Origin of the sequence: Aquincola tertiaricarbonis, assembly GCF_000969605.1 — a bacterium.
In the GTDB taxonomy this organism is placed as follows: Bacteria; Pseudomonadota; Gammaproteobacteria; order Burkholderiales; family Burkholderiaceae_C; genus Aquincola; species Aquincola tertiaricarbonis.
Map to the genome: position 1 here is coordinate 61,909 of NZ_JZUE01000004.1, position 17,388 is coordinate 79,296.

General features: G+C 72.4%; 14 protein-coding genes and 1 pseudogene. 10 read left to right on the plus strand and 5 right to left on the minus strand.

Annotation, left to right across the window (positions count from 1 at the left end; all coding sequences use genetic code 11):
* Positions 1 to 36 precede the first annotated feature (36 nt).
* On the minus strand, positions 37 to 828 hold the full coding sequence (locus tag VO99_RS06080) for an SDR family oxidoreductase (protein ID WP_046111933.1): 792 nt from the start codon (positions 826 to 828) through the stop codon (positions 37 to 39).
* Positions 829 to 1,010: 182 nt separating this feature from the next.
* Between VO99_RS06080 and VO99_RS06085 the strand changes: the two genes are divergently transcribed.
* Entirely contained in the window at positions 1,011 to 2,735 is a 1,725-nt protein-coding gene (locus VO99_RS06085) for a tannase/feruloyl esterase family alpha/beta hydrolase (RefSeq protein WP_046111934.1), read from the plus strand.
* Positions 2,736 to 2,769: 34 nt separating this feature from the next.
* Positions 2,770 to 4,734 carry a helix-turn-helix domain-containing protein gene (locus tag VO99_RS06090; protein WP_046111935.1) on the plus strand — a complete coding sequence of 655 codons (1,965 nt, stop codon included), beginning with the start codon at positions 2,770 to 2,772 and terminating at the stop codon, positions 4,732 to 4,734.
* A 12-nt stretch (positions 4,735 to 4,746) separates the two neighbouring features.
* Here the strand turns inward: VO99_RS06090 and VO99_RS06095 are convergent, their stop codons facing one another.
* A complete protein-coding gene (locus VO99_RS06095) occupies positions 4,747 to 6,141 on the minus strand; it encodes an aminotransferase-like domain-containing protein (RefSeq protein WP_046111936.1) in 1,395 nt (464 codons plus the stop codon).
* Between the two features lie 361 nt (positions 6,142 to 6,502).
* Between VO99_RS06095 and VO99_RS06100 the strand changes: the two genes are divergently transcribed.
* The 8 genes and pseudogenes from VO99_RS06100 (at position 6,503) to VO99_RS06130 (ending at position 13,580) form a co-directional block, all read left to right on the plus strand.
* Positions 6,503 to 6,985 (plus strand): MSMEG_0572/Sll0783 family nitrogen starvation response protein, encoded by a 483-nt coding sequence (locus VO99_RS06100; RefSeq protein ID WP_046111937.1) that lies wholly within the window; start codon positions 6,503 to 6,505, stop codon positions 6,983 to 6,985.
* On the plus strand, positions 6,982 to 8,010 hold the full coding sequence (locus tag VO99_RS06105; RefSeq protein WP_046111938.1) for a Nit6803 family nitrilase: 1,029 nt from the start codon (positions 6,982 to 6,984) through the stop codon (positions 8,008 to 8,010). The genes VO99_RS06100 and VO99_RS06105 overlap by 4 nt, the downstream gene beginning before the upstream one ends.
* Positions 7,973 to 9,082: an MSMEG_0568 family radical SAM protein gene (locus VO99_RS06110; protein WP_083440423.1), complete on the plus strand. Its 1,110-nt coding sequence runs from the start codon at positions 7,973 to 7,975 to the stop codon at positions 9,080 to 9,082. The genes VO99_RS06105 and VO99_RS06110 overlap by 38 nt, the downstream gene beginning before the upstream one ends.
* The gene (locus VO99_RS06115) at positions 9,079 to 9,660 is read left to right on the plus strand and encodes an MSMEG_0567/Sll0786 family nitrogen starvation N-acetyltransferase (RefSeq protein WP_046111940.1); all 582 of its coding nucleotides are present in this window, start codon (positions 9,079 to 9,081) and stop codon (positions 9,658 to 9,660) included. Before VO99_RS06110 ends, VO99_RS06115 begins: the two co-directional genes overlap by 4 nt.
* 74 nt (positions 9,661 to 9,734) lie before the next feature.
* Positions 9,735 to 10,751 carry a sll0787 family AIR synthase-like protein gene (locus VO99_RS06120; protein ID WP_232315279.1) on the plus strand — a complete coding sequence of 339 codons (1,017 nt, stop codon included), beginning with the start codon at positions 9,735 to 9,737 and terminating at the stop codon, positions 10,749 to 10,751.
* Positions 10,744 to 11,883 (plus strand): annotated as a pseudogene (locus tag VO99_RS06125) (MSMEG_0565 family glycosyltransferase); the annotation flags it as partial. The gene VO99_RS06120 and the pseudogene VO99_RS06125, both read left to right, overlap by 8 nt.
* Before the next feature lie 33 nt (positions 11,884 to 11,916).
* The gene (locus tag VO99_RS31200; protein WP_232315289.1) at positions 11,917 to 12,204 is read left to right on the plus strand and encodes an MSMEG_0570 family nitrogen starvation response protein; all 288 of its coding nucleotides are present in this window, start codon (positions 11,917 to 11,919) and stop codon (positions 12,202 to 12,204) included.
* A gap of 5 nt (positions 12,205 to 12,209) precedes the next feature.
* Positions 12,210 to 13,580 carry an MSMEG_0569 family flavin-dependent oxidoreductase gene (locus VO99_RS06130; RefSeq protein WP_046111941.1) on the plus strand — a complete coding sequence of 457 codons (1,371 nt, stop codon included), beginning with the start codon at positions 12,210 to 12,212 and terminating at the stop codon, positions 13,578 to 13,580.
* Between the two features lie 10 nt (positions 13,581 to 13,590).
* Here VO99_RS06130 and VO99_RS06135 read toward each other — a convergent pair whose 3' ends face one another.
* The 3 genes from VO99_RS06135 to VO99_RS06145 are packed head-to-tail and all read right to left on the minus strand — an operon-like array spanning position 13,591 to position 17,338.
* Complete coding sequence (locus VO99_RS06135; protein ID WP_046111942.1) at positions 13,591 to 14,568, minus strand: Bug family tripartite tricarboxylate transporter substrate binding protein; 978 nt, start codon at positions 14,566 to 14,568, stop codon at positions 13,591 to 13,593.
* Positions 14,565 to 15,761 (minus strand): acyl-CoA dehydrogenase family protein, encoded by a 1,197-nt coding sequence (locus tag VO99_RS06140; protein WP_046111943.1) that lies wholly within the window; start codon positions 15,759 to 15,761, stop codon positions 14,565 to 14,567. The genes VO99_RS06135 and VO99_RS06140 overlap by 4 nt, the downstream gene beginning before the upstream one ends.
* 11 nt (positions 15,762 to 15,772) lie before the next feature.
* The gene (locus tag VO99_RS06145; protein ID WP_046111944.1) at positions 15,773 to 17,338 is read right to left on the minus strand and encodes an AMP-binding protein; all 1,566 of its coding nucleotides are present in this window, start codon (positions 17,336 to 17,338) and stop codon (positions 15,773 to 15,775) included.
* Positions 17,339 to 17,388 lie beyond the last annotated feature (50 nt).

Genomic DNA, 17,388 nt, shown 5'->3' on the forward strand with positions numbered 1-17,388 from the left:
GCTTGTCTCCTGTTCTGGGTATGGGATGGGGGCGGCTCAGAGGTGCTCGACGTTGCCGTCGACGCTGATGGCCTGGCCGGTGACGTTGCGCGCGGCGGGCGAGCACAGGAACAGCGCCAGGGCCGCCACGTCGTCGGTGGTGACCATGCGTCGCAGCGAAATCCTGTCGAGGTAGGACTGGCGCGTGGCTTCCACGCTGGCGCCGGTGGCCGCGGCGCGGGCGGCGATCACGCCGTTCATGCGCTCGCCCTCCACCGTGCCGGGCAGGATGGCGTTGACCCGCACGCCCTGCGGCCCCAGCTCGATCGCCAGCGACTGGCACAGGCCCACGATCGCCCACTTGCTGGCCGCATACGGCGTGCGGTAGGCGTAGCCCAGCCGGCCGGCCACCGAACCCATGGCGATCAGGCACGGATTGGCGCCGCTGGCCTTGAGCAGCGGCACCGCGCGCCGCGCGAAGTAGTACTGGCCGTTGAGGTTGACGTCGATGGTGCGCACCCAGCCGTTCTCGTCCAGCGACTCGATGGGGCCGGTGGGCCCGGCGATGCCGGCATTGCTCACCAGCACGTCCAGCCCCCCGAGTGCGGCGCGCACGTCGTCGAACACCACGTCCACGTCGGCCGGCACCGCGGCATCGGCCACGCTGCCGGTGGTGCCGGGATGCTCGGCGATGAAGCGGGCGACGGCGGCGGCATCGATGTCGCAGATGTGCACGCGGGCGCCGGCGTCGCGGAAGGCCGAGGCGATGGCAGCGCCGATGCCGCTGGCGCCGGCGGTGACCAGCACGCGCAGGCCGGCGGGGGGTCGGAGGGTGTCGAGGAGAGGCATGCGGCGCTTTCGGTGGCAGTGGCCGCAGTCTCCCCAGCCGCAGGCCGCCGGCCTATGTCATCGGCCCACACATCCCGGGCCCTGCACTGTGTTCTTCGAGTGCAGGCGGCCCCACGCACGCGCTGCTGTTCCTACGATGGCCGCGGCCCTTGCCACCTACCTATACAAGTTCGGAGACGACGATGACCCATCGACCCCAGCGCCGCATGATGCTGCTGCTGTGCAGCGCCAGCCTGGCCGCCCTGACCGCCTGCGGCGGTGACGGCGGCGACGACGACGACAACGAGCCCGCACCGCCGGTGGCCACGCCCCGGGCCTGCGCCGACCTGGCCGGCCTGGCCATCCCGGCCAGCGCCATCGGCCTGCCCACCCAGGGCGGCGCCGTGACCGAGGCGGTGGTGGTGCCCGCCGCGGGCGCCGGCGTGGCCGCGCTGCCGGAGTACTGCCGCGTCACCGGCAGCATCGCGCCCATCGACACCACGGCGCCGTCCATCGTGTTCCGCGTGGCGCTGCCCGCGGCCTGGAACGGCAAGGCGGTGATGTTCGGCGGCGGCGGCCTGGACGGCACCGTGCCCAACGTGGCCGGCAACGTGCCCGCCGGCCCCGCCGACCAGCCGGTGCCGCTGGCCCGCGGCTATGCCACCTTCGCCAGCGACTCGGGCCACCAGGCCAATGCCTCGGGCTCGCTGGACGGCCGCTTCCTGGTCAACGACGAGGCCCTGCGCAACTTCGGCGGCCAGGCGCTGAAGAAGACGCGCGACGCCGCGGTGTACCTGATCGATGCGCGTTATGCGGCCGGCAAGCCCACGCGGGCCTACTTCGCCGGCGGTTCCACCGGCGGGCGCGAGGCGCTGTCGGTGGCGCAGCGCTGGCCGGCCGACTGGGACGGCATCATTGCCTGGTACCCGGCCTGGAACCAGCTCTCGGCCATGCTGGGCGGCCACCGCGCCAGCCGCGCGCTGGCGCAGCCCGGCGCCTACCCCAACACCGCCAAGCGGGTGCTGGTGCGCGATGCCGCGCTGGAGGCCTGCGATGCGCTGGACGGGCTGGCCGACGGCCTCATCGGCCAGCAGCAGCGCTGCAACGGCAGCTTCGACCCCGCCACCGCCACGCTGCGCGGCGCGCCGCTGCGCTGCCCGGGCGGCGCCGACACCGGCGACACCTGCCTGTCCGATGCGCAGATCACCGCGCTGAAGACGATGAACACCGAGACCCGCTTCAACTTCTTCCTGGCCAGCGGCTCCCAGGGCTACCCGGGCTACAACGTGTGGGGCGCCGACCTGGGCATCACCAGCAACCCGTCGCCGCTGCAGCCCGCGGTCACCTTCCTCAACCTGGGCACCACGCAGCCGGCCACGCCGGTGCTGCCCACGGCGCCGTACATCACGCAGCAGCTGGACCAGGTCATCAAGTACGCGGTCACGCGCGACCCCGGTTACGCCAGCCTCACGCTGGACCCGGAGAACCCCGGCCCCTGGGGCACGCGGCTGAGCGAGCTGAGCACCATGCTGGACGTGAGCAGCGACCTGTCCGCCTTCATGGCGCGCGGCGGCAAGCTGCTGCTGGCGCATGGGCTGTCGGACGTGCTGGTGAGCTCGCGCGCCACCGCGCAGTACTGGCAGCGGCTGCGTGCGGCCCAGGGCGATGCGGCGGTGGACGGCTTCGCCCGCTACTACGAGGTGCCGGGCTACGGCCATGCGGTGAGCACCACCTTCAATGCCACCTGGGATTCGCTCACGGCGCTGGAGCAGTGGGTGGAGAAGGGCACCGCCCCGGCCAACCAGGTGACCACCGACACCGTGGGCGTGCCCGGCCGCAGCCGGCCGCTGTGCGAGTACCCGAAGTGGCCGCAGTACAAGGGCTCGGGCGACGCCAACAGCGCCGCCTCCTTCACCTGCGCCCAGTAAGGCGCGGCCGGGGCTCTGCTAGCCTGCGGGTGACATGAGGAGCAGTACCCCGACCGACGATGTCCTGCAGCTGGGTGGCGAGCTGGTGCGGCTGCTGCACCAGGGCGCCGGTGCCGATGAATTCGCGCACCGGCTGGCCCGGGCCGAGGCCCTGCCCGCCGCCGGCGGCCAGCGCGAGGCGATGGTGGAGACGGTGCGCATGGCCATGGCCGTGCGCAACCGCATGGAACAGCTGCTGCAGCGCGAGCGCGGCATGCTGGCGGTCATCGAGTCGACGCAGGACCTTTCCAGCCGGCTGGACCTGACCGACCTGCTGCAGGCCATCGTCAGCCGGGCGCGGCGGCTGATGGGCGGCGAGGTGGCCTGGCTGTCCACCTACGACGCCGAGCGGCACGAGTTCCGCGTGGTGGTGGCCGACGGCGCCCTGGCCCACAGCACCCAGCACATGGTGGCGCGGCGCCGGCACGGCGTGGCCAGCGTGGTGCTGTCCACCCGGCTGCCCTTCTCCACCACCGACTACCTGAACGACGACCGCTTCGAGCACGACGAGGCGCTGGACGCCACCTTCCGCGCCGAGGGCATCGTGTCGCTGGTGGGCATTCCGCTGGTGCGCGACCAGGAGGTGATCGGCCTGCTGTTCGTGGCCGACCGCTACCACCGCACCCATGCGGCGCAGGACATCGCCATCCTGGGCGCGCTGGCCACGCATGCGGCGGTGGCGATGCGCAATGCCCGCGACTTCGACCGCGCCAATGCCGCGCTCGAGCATGCCGACCAGTCGCGCGCCCGGGTGGAGCAGCACCTGCGCAGCATCCAGGCCGCGGCCGAGGCGCATGAGCAGATGACCTCGCAGCTGGCACGCGGCGCCTCGCTGGCCGCGCTGTGCCAGCTGGTGGCGCAGCTGCTGGGCGGCGCGGTGCTGGTGCTGAACGAGGCCGCGCAGGAGGTGAGCGCGGGCACCGGCGACGGCTACGACAGCCCTGCGCTGCAGGCCTATTCGCCCAGCGGCGCGCACAGCACCGCCATCGGCCAGGCGCTGCGCGAAAGCCGGCGCAGCGGCCGATCGGTGGTGGCCTGCCGCATCGGCGACGAGACCTGCCGGGTGACGATGGTCTTCGGCGGTGCCGACGTGCTGGGCGCCATCGCCCTCTTCCACCGCGGCGAGCTGGATGAGTTCCGCGTGCGCACCTTCGAGCGCAGCGCCAGCATCGTGGGCGTGGTGCTGCTGTCCCAGGAGCGCATCGAGGCCGACAAGAGCCGCAGCGCCACCACGCTGCTGCGCGCGCTGCTGTCGGCCCGGCAGGAGGCCGCGGCGGTGCTGGCCAACCGCGCCGAGCGCTTCGGCCTCAACCTGGCGCAGCCGCTGTCGCTGCTGCTGCTGGTGGCCGAGACACCCGGCGCGGGCTTCGTCGCCCGGCGGCTGCGCCAGCTGCCCGCGCTGGCGCAGACGCTGGTGGACGAGATGGACGGCGTGGTGGTGGTCATCAGCCACGGCGCGCAGGCGGCCGACGTGCGGCAGGCGGTGCAGGCCTGCCTGCGCAACGAGCTGGGCGCCACCCACCGCGGCGTGCTGTCGCGCCCGGTCAGCGGCGTGGCCGCGCTGCCGGGCCTGCATGCCTCGTTGCGGCGGGCGCTGCCGGTGCTGGCGCAGCTGGGCATCCGCGGCGACATCGTGGGCCAGAACGAGCTGGCGCTGTACTCGGTGCTGTTCGAGACGCACGACCGCGCCAGCCTGCAGGAATTTCTGCAGGCCACCATCGGCCCGCTGCTGGACTACGACCACAAGCGCGGCACCGAGCTGGCGGCCACGCTGCTGGGCTACTTCGACCACAACCAGAATGCCAAGACCACGGCGCAGCAGCTGGACATCCATGTCAACACCATGCGCCAGCGGCTCATCACCATCGAATCGCTGCTGGGCCACTGGGGCGTGGCCGCGCGGGCGCTGGAGCTGCACGTGGCGCTGCGGCTGTGGCGCATCACCCAGGCGGTGCCCTAAGCCTGGCCGCCGTCACATCACCGTGGCATGCGGATGCAGCGGATGGTCCAGCGTCTCGGCCATCAGCCGCAGCGCGCGGTCGCAGTCGTCCAGCGACGCCGGGCCGCCCAGGCACAGGCGCACCGCATCGGGCGGATTGCCGTCGGTGCTGAAGGCGGCGCTGGCCACCACCGCCACGCCCTGGGTGCGCAGCCAGGAGGCGCACTCCACCACGCTCCAGCTGCCCGACAGCGGCAGCCACAGGTGGAAGCATTCGGGATGCGCCACCACGCCCCAGGGCCCCAGGTGCTGCAGTGCCAGCGCATGCCGGGCGCGGCATTCGGCGCGGATGGCCTCCAGCACCGCCTCGGCCGTGCCGTCGTTCACCCAGCGCGTGACGATGGCATTGGTGACGGGCGAGGCCATCACCGTGGTGGCCCGCAGCGCACCGGCCAGGCGCTGGGCCAGCCGGGTGTTGGGCGCCAGCACGTAGGCGCTGCGCAGGCCGGCGCCCAGGCACTTGGAAAAGCCGGTGACGTAGTAGGTGATGTCGGGCGCCAGGCAGGCCAGCGGGCGCGGCAGGCGCTCGGTGGGCAGCATCGCGTAGGCATCGTCCTCGATGATGGGCACCGAAAAGCGCAGCGCCACGTCGGCCAGGGCTTCGCGCCGGGCGCGGCTCATCGTGATGGTGGTGGGATTGAGCAGCGTGGGGTTGCAGTACACCGCCTTGGGCGACAAGGTCTTGCAGGCATGCTCGAAGGCCTCGATGTCCGGACCGTCGTCGTCCAGCGGCAGCGCATGCAGCTGCACGCCCAGCTGGGTGGCGATGGCCTTCAGGCCCGGGTAGGCCAGCGAATCGACGCACACCAACTCGCCCGGCCGCGCCAGCTGGGACAGCAGGCCGGTGAGCACGCCATGGATGCCCGGGCACACCAGCAGCCGGTCGGCGCTGGCGGTGGGCAGGCGGCGCTGCAGCCAGCGGGCGCCGGCCTCGCGGTCCTCGGGCGTGCCGCCGAAGTCCTGGTAGCGCAGCAGGCCGTAGAGGTCGCTGTGCGCCATCACCTCGGCCGCGCTCGCGTGCATGCGCGCCAGCAGCGCTTCGTCCTGCGGCTCGGGCGGCAGGTTCATCGTCATCTCGGCGCCGCTGCCGCCGCGCAGCGGCATCGCCGGCGCCTTGCCGCGTACGAAGGTGCCGAAGCCCGCTCGCGAATCGATCAGCCCGCGCTTGCGCGCCTCGGCATAGGCACGGGCCACGGTGGTGTAGTTGAGCTGCAGGTCGTCGGCCAGCTCGCGCAGCGTGGGCAGCCGGTCGCGCGCGGCCAGCCGGCCGTCGCGCAGGTCCTCGGCGATCAGGTCGGGGATGGCGAGGTAGGCCGGGCGGTCCTGCGACGCCAGCCGCTTGCGCCAGTGCGCGGTGGGTTTGCTCATGGGGTACTGCTCGTCATGGGGTGCTGCCGCGGCTGATCGCATGCCGGCCCGGGCTTGATCGCATCAAGCGTGCCCGTTGTCGCCCGGCTGCCAAGGCCGCGGCTGTGCAGCCTTGGTGCATCGGCCGTCGCAGCCGCCCCATTGATCGGGTGCATTGATCGCATGGCCGCCGCCCTGCGCCGGTGCAGCCGGCCGCATGCGTCCGCCAGCTCGGCAGCATGCAGGTCCGCCGCACAAAAACTTGCTTGGCCGCGCATCGGCATCGCCATTGGTTGATCGCGCATTGATCGCACGCCGGCCGCGGCTCACTGGCACATCGCATGCAGAAGCACGGGCTCCCGCAACCCAACGGAGTCAAGCGATGCCCAAAGTCACCAAGACCCAGAACCAGAAGGGCGAGTTCCTGGTCGATTACGAGGAGAAGGTGTTCGAGGACGTGAAGGCAGAGCCCGGAGAGAAGGCGCTGGTCACCTTCCACACCGTGGCCTTCGAGGGCTCCATCGGCTTCGTCAACCTGCTGCAGGCCACGCGGCTGCAGCGCAAGGGCTTCGAGACCTCGATCCTGCTGTACGGCCCGGGCGTGACGCTGGGCGTCAAGCGCGGCTTTCCCACGCTGGGCGACGAGGCCTTCCCGGGCCACCAGAACTTCAACAACCAGATCACCAAGTTCATCGCCGAGGGCGGCAAGGTCTACGCCTGCCGCTTTGCGCTGCAGGCGCTGTACGGCCACGGCGAAGGCTCGCTGATCGAAGGCATCCGCCCCATCAGCCCGCTGGACGTGCTGGACATCGTGCTGCTGCACCGCAAGCAGAACGCCTTCATCCTCGACACCTGGACGCTGTGAACAAGACCGTGGTGCGCGCGGCCGCGGTGCAGATCGCGCCCGACTTCGACCGGCCCGACGGCACCCTGGACCGCGTGTGCAGCGCGATCGACGAGGCCGCTTCGCGCGGCGCGCAGATCGTGGTGTTCCCCGAGACCTTCGTGCCCTACTACCCCTACTTCTCGTTCGTGCTGCCGCCCTGCCAGCAGGGCGCGCCGCACCTCAGGCTGTACGAGCGGGCGGTGGTGGTGCCGGGGCCGGTGACCACCGCGGTGGCCGGGCGGGCGCGGGCCCGCGGCATCGTGGTGGTGCTGGGCGTGAACGAGCGCGACCACGGCAGCCTGTACAACACCCAGCTGCTGTTCGATGCCGACGGCACGCTCAAGCTCAAGCGCCGCAAGATCACGCCCACCTACCACGAGCGCATGGTGTGGGGCCAGGGCGATGGCGCCGGGCTGCAGGTGGTGCCCACCGCGGTGGGCCGCGTGGGCGCGCTGGCCTGCTGGGAGCACTACAACCCGCTGGCGCGTTATGCGCTGATGGCCCAGCACGAGGAGATCCACTGCGCGCAGTTCCCCGGCTCGCTGGTGGGGCCGATCTTCGCCGACCAGATGGGCGTGACGATCCGCCACCATGCGCTCGAGTCGGGCTGCTTCGTCATCAATGCCACCGGCTGGCTGACCGAGGCGCAGATCGCCGCGGTGACGCCCGACGCCCAGCTGCAGCAGGCCCTGCGCGGCGGCTGCCACACCGCCATCGTCTCGCCCGAAGGCAAGTACCTGGCCGAGCCGCTGACCGAAGGCGAAGGCATGGTGGTGGCCGACCTGGACATGGCGCTGATCACCAAGCGCAAGCGAATGATGGATTCGGTGGGCCACTACGCCCGGCCCGAGCTGCTGAGCCTGGCCATCGACCGCCGGCCCACCGCCACGATGTTCGACAACCCGAGGGACGACCATGAGCCTGACCACCCACCTGCCCCCGCCTTCGGCCGCGGCGCGCCAGTTGATGACGGAGCTGCAGTCCCACGGACTGCGGCTGCTTGACCCCACGGCCGGCGCACCCAGCCGGCGCGGCGGTGCCGGCCCGTCGGACCACAAGGCGGTGACGGTGGACGGCCACACGATCATGGTGCCGGTGCACACCTCGGGCGCCTGGCAGTCACCCTTCATGGCCGAGGCGCCCGACGCGGCCGGCGCCAGCGTGCTCAAGCGCGGCAGCATCCCCATCGCGCAGATCGCCTTTCCGCGGCAGCCGCGCTTCTACGCGCTGCAGACGATGGACGGCGTGCCCTACTCGCACATCGCCACGCTGCATGGCGCCGACGTGCTGGCCACCACGGTGCTGCAGACCTGCATCCGCTACGAGAGCCGGCGCAAGAGCTGCAAGTTCTGCGCGATCGGGCAGTCGCTGGCGGCCGGCCGCACCATCGCCCACAAGACGCCGGAGCAACTGGCCGAGGTCGCCCGCATGGCGGTGCTGCTGGATGGCGTGAAGCACATGGTGATGACCACCGGCACGCCGCCCGGCGACGACCGCGGCGCGCGGGTGCTGGCCGACAGCGCCTTCGCGATCAAGGCCGGCCTGCCCGCCGGCCGCACGCTGCCGCTGCAGGGCCAGTGCGAGCCGCCCGACGACGACCGCTGGTTCACGCGCCTGCAGGCCGCCGGCATCGACACCCTGGGCATGCACCTGGAAGCGGTGACGCCCGCGGTGCGCGAACGCATCATGCCGGGCAAGGCCACGGTACCGGTCTCGCGCTACCTCACGGCCTTCGAGGCGTCGGTGAAGGTGTTCGGCCGCGGCCAGGTCAGCACCTACATGCTGGCCGGGCTGGGGGACACGCGCGAAGAGATCCTCGCGATGTGCGCCACGCTGGTGGGCCTGGGCGTGTACCCGTTCGTGGTGCCCTTCGTGCCGATCAGCGGCACGCCGCTGGAGGACCATCCGGCGCCCGATGCGGGCTGGATGAAGTCGATCCTGGAGCCGCTGGGCGCCATGGTCTCGCGCGCCGGGCTGCGCTCGGTGGACATCAAGGCCGGCTGCGGCAAGTGCGGCGCATGTTCGTCGCAGTCGCAGTACGAGACGACCGGCGCCGGCGCGGAGCTGGCCGCATGAACGCCCTGCTGGCCGCGCCGGGGGATGCGCCGCAGGACGCGCAGGCCGCCGACTTCAAGCCCTGCGAGTTCCGCATCAAGTGGGCCAGCGCCGGATGGGAGCAGCGCGAAGCCCTTGCGCTGCGCCGTGCGGTGTTCTGCATCGAGCAGGGCGTGTTCGTCGGCGACGATCTGGACGCGGTGGATGCGCAGGCGCAGACGCTGGTGGCACTGTCCTGCGTGGGCGGGCTGCCCGACCAGGTGGTGGGCACGGTGCGCATCCACCAGGCCGAGCCGGGGCTGTGGTGGGGCTCGCGGCTGGCGGTGCATGCGGCCTTCCGCCACCACGGCCGCATCGGCGCCGGCCTGATCCGGCTGGCGGTGGCCAGCGCCCATGCGCGCGGCTGCCGGGTGTTCCTGGCGCATGTGCAGCAGCAGAACGCGGCCATGTTCCAGCGCCTGCACTGGCAGCCGCTGAATCACGCGCTGCTGCACGGCCGGCCGCATGTGCTGATGCAGGCCGACCTGGTGGCCTATCCGCCCTGCGTGGATGTCTATACAGGTCACGTGACGCGCAGCAGCGCGCCCGCCGCGGCATGAGCGCCGCCGCCCGGCCGCCCGAAAGCGGCGCTCATCCCGCTCGGCGGGATCCCGCGCAGCGGGAGGGTGCTCCAGTGAGCGAAGCCGATCCAGCCCAGCGCCTGTGCGAAGCCCTGCGCGCCAGCCGCGGCTTCCTGCACAAGCAGGACATCGGCAGCGCCATGGACCTGCTGGCGCAGGCCCGCCCGGTGGCCGCGCCGGGTGTGCTGTCGGTGCCCAATGGCGACGACTGCGCGGCCATCGCCGATGGCGCTGGCGGCCACCTGCTGTTCGCCATCGAAGGCTTCGTCGACGACTTCGTCGAGCGGGAGCCGTGGTTCGCCGGCTGGTGCGGCGTGATGGTCAACCTGAGCGACGTCGCCGCGATGGGTGGCCGGCCGCTGGCCGTGGTGGATGCGCTGTGGAGCGCCGACAGCGCCGCCGCGGAGCCGCTGATGCAGGGCCTGGTGGCGGCCTGCGAACACTACGGCGTGCCGCTGGTGGGCGGCCACAGCAACCACCGCAGCAGCCGCTCGCAACTGGCCGTGGCGGTGCTGGGCCGCGCCCGGCGGCTGCTCACCAGCTTCGATGCCCGGCCGGGCGACGTGCTGGTGATGGCGGTCGACCTGCGCGGGCGCTGGCAGGAGCCCTATCCCTACTGGAATGCCGCCACCGGCGCGCCGGCCGAGCGCCTGCGGGCCGACCTCGAGCTGCTGCCGCAACTGGCCGAAGCAGGGCTGGCCGATGCGGCCAAGGACATCAGCATGGCCGGCGTGCTGGGCACCGCGCTGATGCTGCTGGACTGCTCTCGCGCTGGCGCGGTGATCGACGTCGACGCGATACCCCGGCCGCCCACGGTGACGGAAGGCGACGACGCAGCGCTGCTGCGCTGGCTCACCGCCTTCCCCAGCTATGGCTTCGTGCTCAGCGTGCGGCCTGCGCAGGTGCCGGCGGTGCTGCGGCACTTCCAGGCCCGCGACATCGCGGCAGCGGCCATCGGCGAGGTGACGGCCGCGCCCACGGTGCAGCTGCACCACCGCGGCGGCCGGGCCCCGCTGTGGGACCTGGCGGCCCGGCCCTTCATCACCGCCCGGGGGCCGGCGCATGGTTGATCCGGCGCATCGCAAGCTGCGCATTGCGCTGCTGACCCATTCGGTCAACCCGCGCGGCGGCGTGGTGCATGTGCTGGAACTGGGCCGCGCGCTGCAGGCCGCGGGCCATGCGGTGACGGTGATGGCCCCGGCCACGCCGGGCCAGCGCTTCTTCCGCGACACGCCCTGCGCGGTCGAATATGCGCCGCTTGGGCCCGCGCCAGCGGGCGCGGGCGGCTCGCTGGCCGCCAGCGTGGCCCACCGCATCGATGCGATGCGCAACCATCTCGGGGTCACCCAGGCCGCCCGCCGATTCGACGTGCTGCATGCACACGACGGCATCGGCGGCAATGCGCTGGCCGACCTGAAGGCGCGGGGCGACATCGCCGGCTACGTGCGCACGGTGCACCACGTCGACCACTTTCCCGACGAACAGGTGCAGGCCTGGGAAACCCGCAGCCTGCGCCAGGCCGGCCTGCTGCTGTGCGTCAGCCGCGTGTGGCAGCAGCGGCTGCAGCGGGCGCACGGCCTGCGCGCGCAGCGTGTGCACAACGGCATCGACCTGCAGCGCTACTCGCCCGCCCGCCAGCCGGAGGACGAGGCCATCGCCGCGCAGCTCGGGCTGTCGGGTGCATCGCCCATCGTGCTGGCCATGGGCGGCATCGAGGCGCGCAAGAACAGCCTGCGGCTGCTGCAGGCGTTCATCCTCCTGCGCCGCGGCCTGCCGAGGGCGCGGCTGGTGATCGCCGGTGGCGCCAGCGTGCTTGGCCATGCCGGCGAGGTGTCCGCCTTCCATGCGCTGATGGCCGGGGCCGGCCTGCAGCCGGGCCCCGACGTGCTGCTCACCGGCCCGGTGCCCGATGCGCAGGTGCCGGCCCTGTACCGCAGCGCCAACGTGCTGGCCATGCCTTCGCTGCTGGAAGGCTTCGGCCTGGCGGCGCTGGAGGCGCTGGCCTGCGGCACCCGCGCGGTGGTCTCCCGCATCGCGCCGTTCACCGAGCACTTCGCGCCCCACGGCGACGTGCACTGGGCCGACCCGGTGGATGCGGCCAGCATCGCCGCCGCGCTGCGCGAGGCGGTGGCGCTGGGCCGCCGCACACCGCCCGCCGTCTGCGGCCGCTTCGGCTGGCCGGCCAGCGCCTTGCGCCACGCGGCGCTGTACCGATCTTTCCTGCAAGGAGACCGCATGCCCGCCATGCACTACCAGCTGCGCTGGCCCGATGCCAGCGAGACCACCTGCTATTCCCCTTCGTTGGTGATCAAGGACTACTTCCAGCCCGGCGCGCAGTACCCGCTGCCCGACTTCCTGCAGCGGGTGCGCGAGGCCACGCAGATCGCCTCCGACCGCGTGGCCGCGAAGTACGGCTTTGCCTGCTCGATGGCGGCCGACCAGCTCGACACCATCGAGGCCACCGCCGCCCGCTTTGCCGACCGTCCCGACGCCCGGGTGCAGGTCGTCGCCTTCCAGGAGTGACGAGCATGACCCGCACCCACGAACACCATGCCGTCGTCATCGTCGGCGGCGGACAGGCCGGCCTGTCGATGAGTGCCTGCCTGCAGCAGGCCGGCATCGGCCACGTGGTGTTCGAGAAGCACACCGCCCTGCATGTGTGGCAGAGCCGCCGCTGGGACAACTTCTGCCTGGTGACGCCCAACTGGCAGTGCGACCTGCCGGGCCACCCCTATGCCGGCGACGATCCGCACGGCTTCATGAAGAAGGACGAGATCGTGGCGTACCTGGCCGCCTTCCGCCGCAAGGTGGCGCCGCCGCTGCGCGAGGGCGTGGCGGTGCGCCTGGTCAAGCCGCGGCCGCAGGGCGGCTATGACGTGCAGTACAGCGTGGGCACCGACACCGCGCTGCGGCACTGCACCGCCGACCAGGTGGTGGTGGCCTCGGGCGGCTACCACCTGCCCATCGTGCCGCGCATGGCCGAGCGGCTGCCCGCGGGCCTGAAGCAGCTGCACTCCGAGCAGTACCGCAATGCGGCCGAGCTGCCGCCCGGCGCGGTGCTGGTGGTGGGCTCGGGCCAGAGCGGCGCGCAGATCGCCGAGGACCTGCACCTGGCCGGCCGCCAGGTGGTGCTGGCGGTGGGCGAGGCACCCCGCTGCGCCCGCTTCTACCGCGGCCGCGACGTGGTGGACTGGCTGGCCGACATGGGCTACTACGAGATGCCGGTGGGCCAGCATCCGCTGCGCGAAGGCGTGCGCGACAACACCAACCACTACGTGACCGGCCGCGACGGCGGGCGCGACATCGACCTGCGCCGCTTCGCGCTGCAGGGCATGCAGCTCCATGGCGCGCTGGAAGGCGTGGACAGCGCCGCCGATGGCGCGGTGACGCTGCGCTTCAAGCCGGGCCTGGCGGCCGTGCTGGACAAGGCCGACGCCATCTACAACGGCATCAACGCCAGCATCGACCAGTACATCGAGCGCCAGGGCATCGAGGCCCCGCCGCCCAGCCGCTACGAGCCGGTGTGGGTGCCGCCGGAAGAGCGCACCACGCTCGACCTGCAGGCCGCCGGCATCGGCAGCGTGGTGTGGTGCATCGGCTTCGCGCCCGACTTCTCCTGGCTGGACGCGCCGGTGTTCAATGGCCGCGGACAGCCGCAGCACGAGCGCGGCGTCACCGCCCTGCCCGGCCTGTACTTCCTGGGCCTGCCGTGGCTGCACACCTGGGGCTCGGGCCGCTTCTCCGGCGTGGCGCGGGATGCGCGGCACCTGGCCGAGGTGATCGCCGCCGAGCAGGAACGGCGCGGCAGCGACGGCGCGCCGGCCGCCCGCGTGGCCCGCACCGTGGCCAGCGGCGCCTCGGGCAACGGCTCGGTGAGGCCGCGCACGCCGGGGCAGTGAACCCGCCCGCTCACTCCGGCTGCAGACCCGCGGCCGCCAGCATCTGCTCCGCATGCGCCAGCTCGGCGCGCAGGGCCTCGGTGTATTCGGCCGGGGTGCTGGGCGCCACGGCGCCGCCCAGGGCTTCGATGCGGGCGCGGGTCTCGGGCTGGGCCAGCACCGTGCGCAGGCTGTCGCTCAGCAGCTTGACGATGGCCGGCGGCGTGCCGGCGGGCACCGACAGGCCGCCGATGGAGGTGAGCGACACCGGCACGCCGGCTTCCGCCAGCGTGGGCACCTCGGGCAGGCGCGGATGGCGCAGCGCCGCGCTCACCGCCAGCGGCACCAGGCGCTGGCTCTGCAGGTGCGGCAGCGCCACCGAGGTGATGGCCAGCGTGAAGTCCACCTGCCGCGCGATCACCGCATTGGTGGACTCGGTGGCGCCCTTGTAGGGAATGTGGGTGGCGCTGATGCCGGCCGCGCGCAGCATCAGGGCCGCGCCCAGGTGCGCGGGCGAGCCGATGCCGCCACTGGCGTACATCAGCTGCCCGGGCTGCTTGCGCGCCCGCTCCACCAGCTGCTGCACCGTGCTGAAGCCGCTGCCGGCATGGGTGACCAGCGTGAGGTCGGACACGCCGATGCGGCCCACATGCTCGAAGTCCTTCATCACGTCGAAGCCCGGCTTCTTGTACATGCGCATGCTGGTGGCCATCGGCGAGCCGGAATACACCCAGGTGTAGCCATCGGGCGCCGCACGCGCGGCCGTCTGCGCACCCAGGTTGCCGGCCGCGCCGGGCTTGTTCTCCACCACGATGTTCTGCTTGAGCAGCGTGCCCATGGCCTCGGCCACCACCCGCACCGTGTTGTCGGGCGAGGTGCCGGCCAGGTAGGGCACCACCCAGCGGATGGGCCGCGAGGGGTAGCGCTCCTGCGCGGTGGCGGCCGTGCCGGCCAGCAGGGCCAGGGCCCCGGCGGCCAGGCGCCGGATGGTGCGGTTCATCGTCGTCATGTCGTCGTCTCCTCTTGTCTTGGCGCCAGCAGCTCGCGGGCGATGGTGTTGCGCTGGATCTCGCTGGTGCCGGTGAGCACCCGGTACATGCGCAGCATGCGGAACAGGAACTCCACCCGGCTGCCCTGCACGATGCCCTCGCCGCCCAGCACCTGCACCGCGCGGTCGGCGATGCGGAAGGCCGCCTCCGAGCAGAACAGCTTGGCCATCGAGGCCTCGCCGCGGGCATCGGCATCGTGCTCCAGCCGGCGGGCCACGCCGAGCATCAGCGCCCGCGCAGCGGCCAGGTCGGTGGCCATGTCGGCCAGCAGGTGCTGCACCGCCTGGAAGCCGGCGATGGGCTGGCCGAACTGCCGGCGCCGCAGCGCATGGGCGCAGGCGTCCTGCAGCGCCAGCCGGGCCAGGCCCAGCATGGCCGGGCAATGCAGCAGCCGGTTGACGGTGATGCGGCCCAGCGCCAGCGCCAGGCCGCGGCCACGCTCGCCCAGCTGGTTGGCCGCCGGGATGCGGCAGTCCTCCAGGTGGATGTTGCCGGTGTGGGACTGGCCGGCCATCGTCCTGTAGCCGGCCTCCACCCGGAAGCCCGGCCGCTCGCGTTCGACCAGGAAGGCCGTGGTCTCGCGGCGCAGAGGATCGTCCCCCGTGGCCGCGATCACGATGGCCATGTCGCAGAACGGCGCACCGGAGATGAAGCGCTTGACGCCATTGAGCACGAAGCCGTCGCCATCGGGCTTGGCGCGGGTCTGCACCGCGCCGGCATCGGAGCCGGCCTCCGGCTCGGTGATGGCGAAGCAGATGGCCTTCTCGGCCCGCGCCACCGGCAGCACCAGCCGCTCCATCTGCTCGGGCGTGGCGCTGCGCACCAGCGCACCCAGCCGCGGCGGGCCGGAGAGTTCGCCCAGCACATGCGGCGCGAAAGGCGATCCGGTGGCGTAGATGGCCTCCTTGATCAGCGCATGGTCGTGCAGGCCGAAGCCGGCGCCGCCCAGCGCGCCTGGCAGGGTCATGCCGTAGAAGCCGCGCTGGTGCGACAGCTTCCACACCTGCTGCAGCAGCGGCCGCGGCGCGCCGTTGTCATGGCTGATGCGGTGCTCGCGGGCCAGCGGGTCCAGCTCGTCATGGATGAAGGCCTGCACCCGGCGGATGAAGTCGGCCGCGGCCCCGGTGCCTTCGAAGAAGGTGTCCTGTTGCATGGCGGGCCTCGTCAGTTCACGCGCCGTTGCCGGCCTTGCCAGTAGGGCTCGCGCACGTCCTTGCGCGAGAGCTTGCCGTTGCCGTTGCGCGGCAGCGCGGCCACGAAGTCGATGCTGCGGGGGCGCTTGAAGCCGGCAAGCCGGCTGTCGCAAAAGTCCATCAGCGCGTGCGCATCGGCGGCCTGGCCTTCGCGCAGCACCACCACCGCCTTCACCGCCTCGCCCCAGTGCTCGTCGGGCACGCCGATCACGCAGGCCTCGTACACCGCCGGATGCTGGGCCAGCACCGATTCCACCTCGCGCGGATAGACGTTGAAGCCGCCCGACACCAGCATCTCCTTCCTGCGGTCGACGATGTGGATGTAGCCCTCGGCATCCACCCGGGCCAGGTCGCCGGTGCGCAGCCAGCCGTCGTCGCCCAGCACCTCGCGGGTGAGTTCGGGCGCCCGCCAGTAGCCGGCGAACACGTCGGGCCCGCGCACGCAGATCTCGCCGATGGCCTCGCCTTCCACCGGCTGGCCGGCCTCGTCGAGCACCTGCACGTCGGCCTCGCCCAGCGCGCGGCCGCAGGCCTGCAGCAGCTCCGGCCGCTCGCCCGACATGGCCCGTGCGTGGTCGGCGATGGACAGGCCCACCACGCCGCCGGTGGTCTCGGCCGCGCCGTAGCCCTGCGCCAGCACCGGCCCGAAGGCGGCCCAGGCCTCGCGGATGCGGGCCGGCGACATCGGCGCGGCGCCGTAGCTCAGCAGCCGCAGGCTGGAGAGGTCGCGGTCCTTCAGCGTGGGCTCGGCCAGCAGCGCATGGATCATGGCCGGCACGAAGAAGCCCATCGTCACCCGGTGCCGCTCGATGGCCTGCAGGATCTCCGCCGGCTGGAAGCGGTCCATCAGCAGCACGGTCGCGCCCTGGAACAGCATCGGCTGGATGAACATGCCGCTGGCGTGGGTGATGGGGCCGCACAGCATCAGCACGTCGCCGGGGCCGGCCTGCATGCGGCCCATGATGACCTTGCGCAGCGAGGCGAAGCGGTTGCCCACGGTCTGCATCGCGGCCTTGAGCTTGCCGGTGGAGCCCGAGGTGTAATGCAGCACCGCCAGCTCGTCGGCACGCATCGCCTCGCGCAGCGGGGTGGCGGGCTGGGCGGCCAGCAGGGCCTCGTAGTCGGCCCAGCCCTCGGGGCGCGAGGCTCCGTCCAGCGCGATGAAGCGGCGCAGCCCCGGCACCGATTCGGCGATGTCCTGCACCATGGCCCGGTGCTGCGGGCCGGCGATGCAGGCCGCGGGCTCGGCATTGGCCAGTGCGTCGGCCAGCTCCGCCGGCGCCAGCCGGGCGTTGAGCGCCACCTTCACCAGGCCCAGCTTGTAGAGCGCGCATTCCAGCTCCACGATCTCGGGCCGGTTGGGCGAGACGATGGCCACGCGGTCGCCACGCTGGAGGCCCAGCGCCCGCAGCGCATGGGCCAGCCGGTTGGAGCGCTCCTCCAGCGCGCGGTAGCTGAGCACGCTGCTGCCGAACAGCACGGCGGGCCGCTCGGGCCAGAAGCGCGCGCTGCGCGCCAGGTAGGTACCGAAGTTCATCGTCTTGTCTCCATCTGCTGGCAACCAGTCTAGGCAGCGGTTCATGCAGT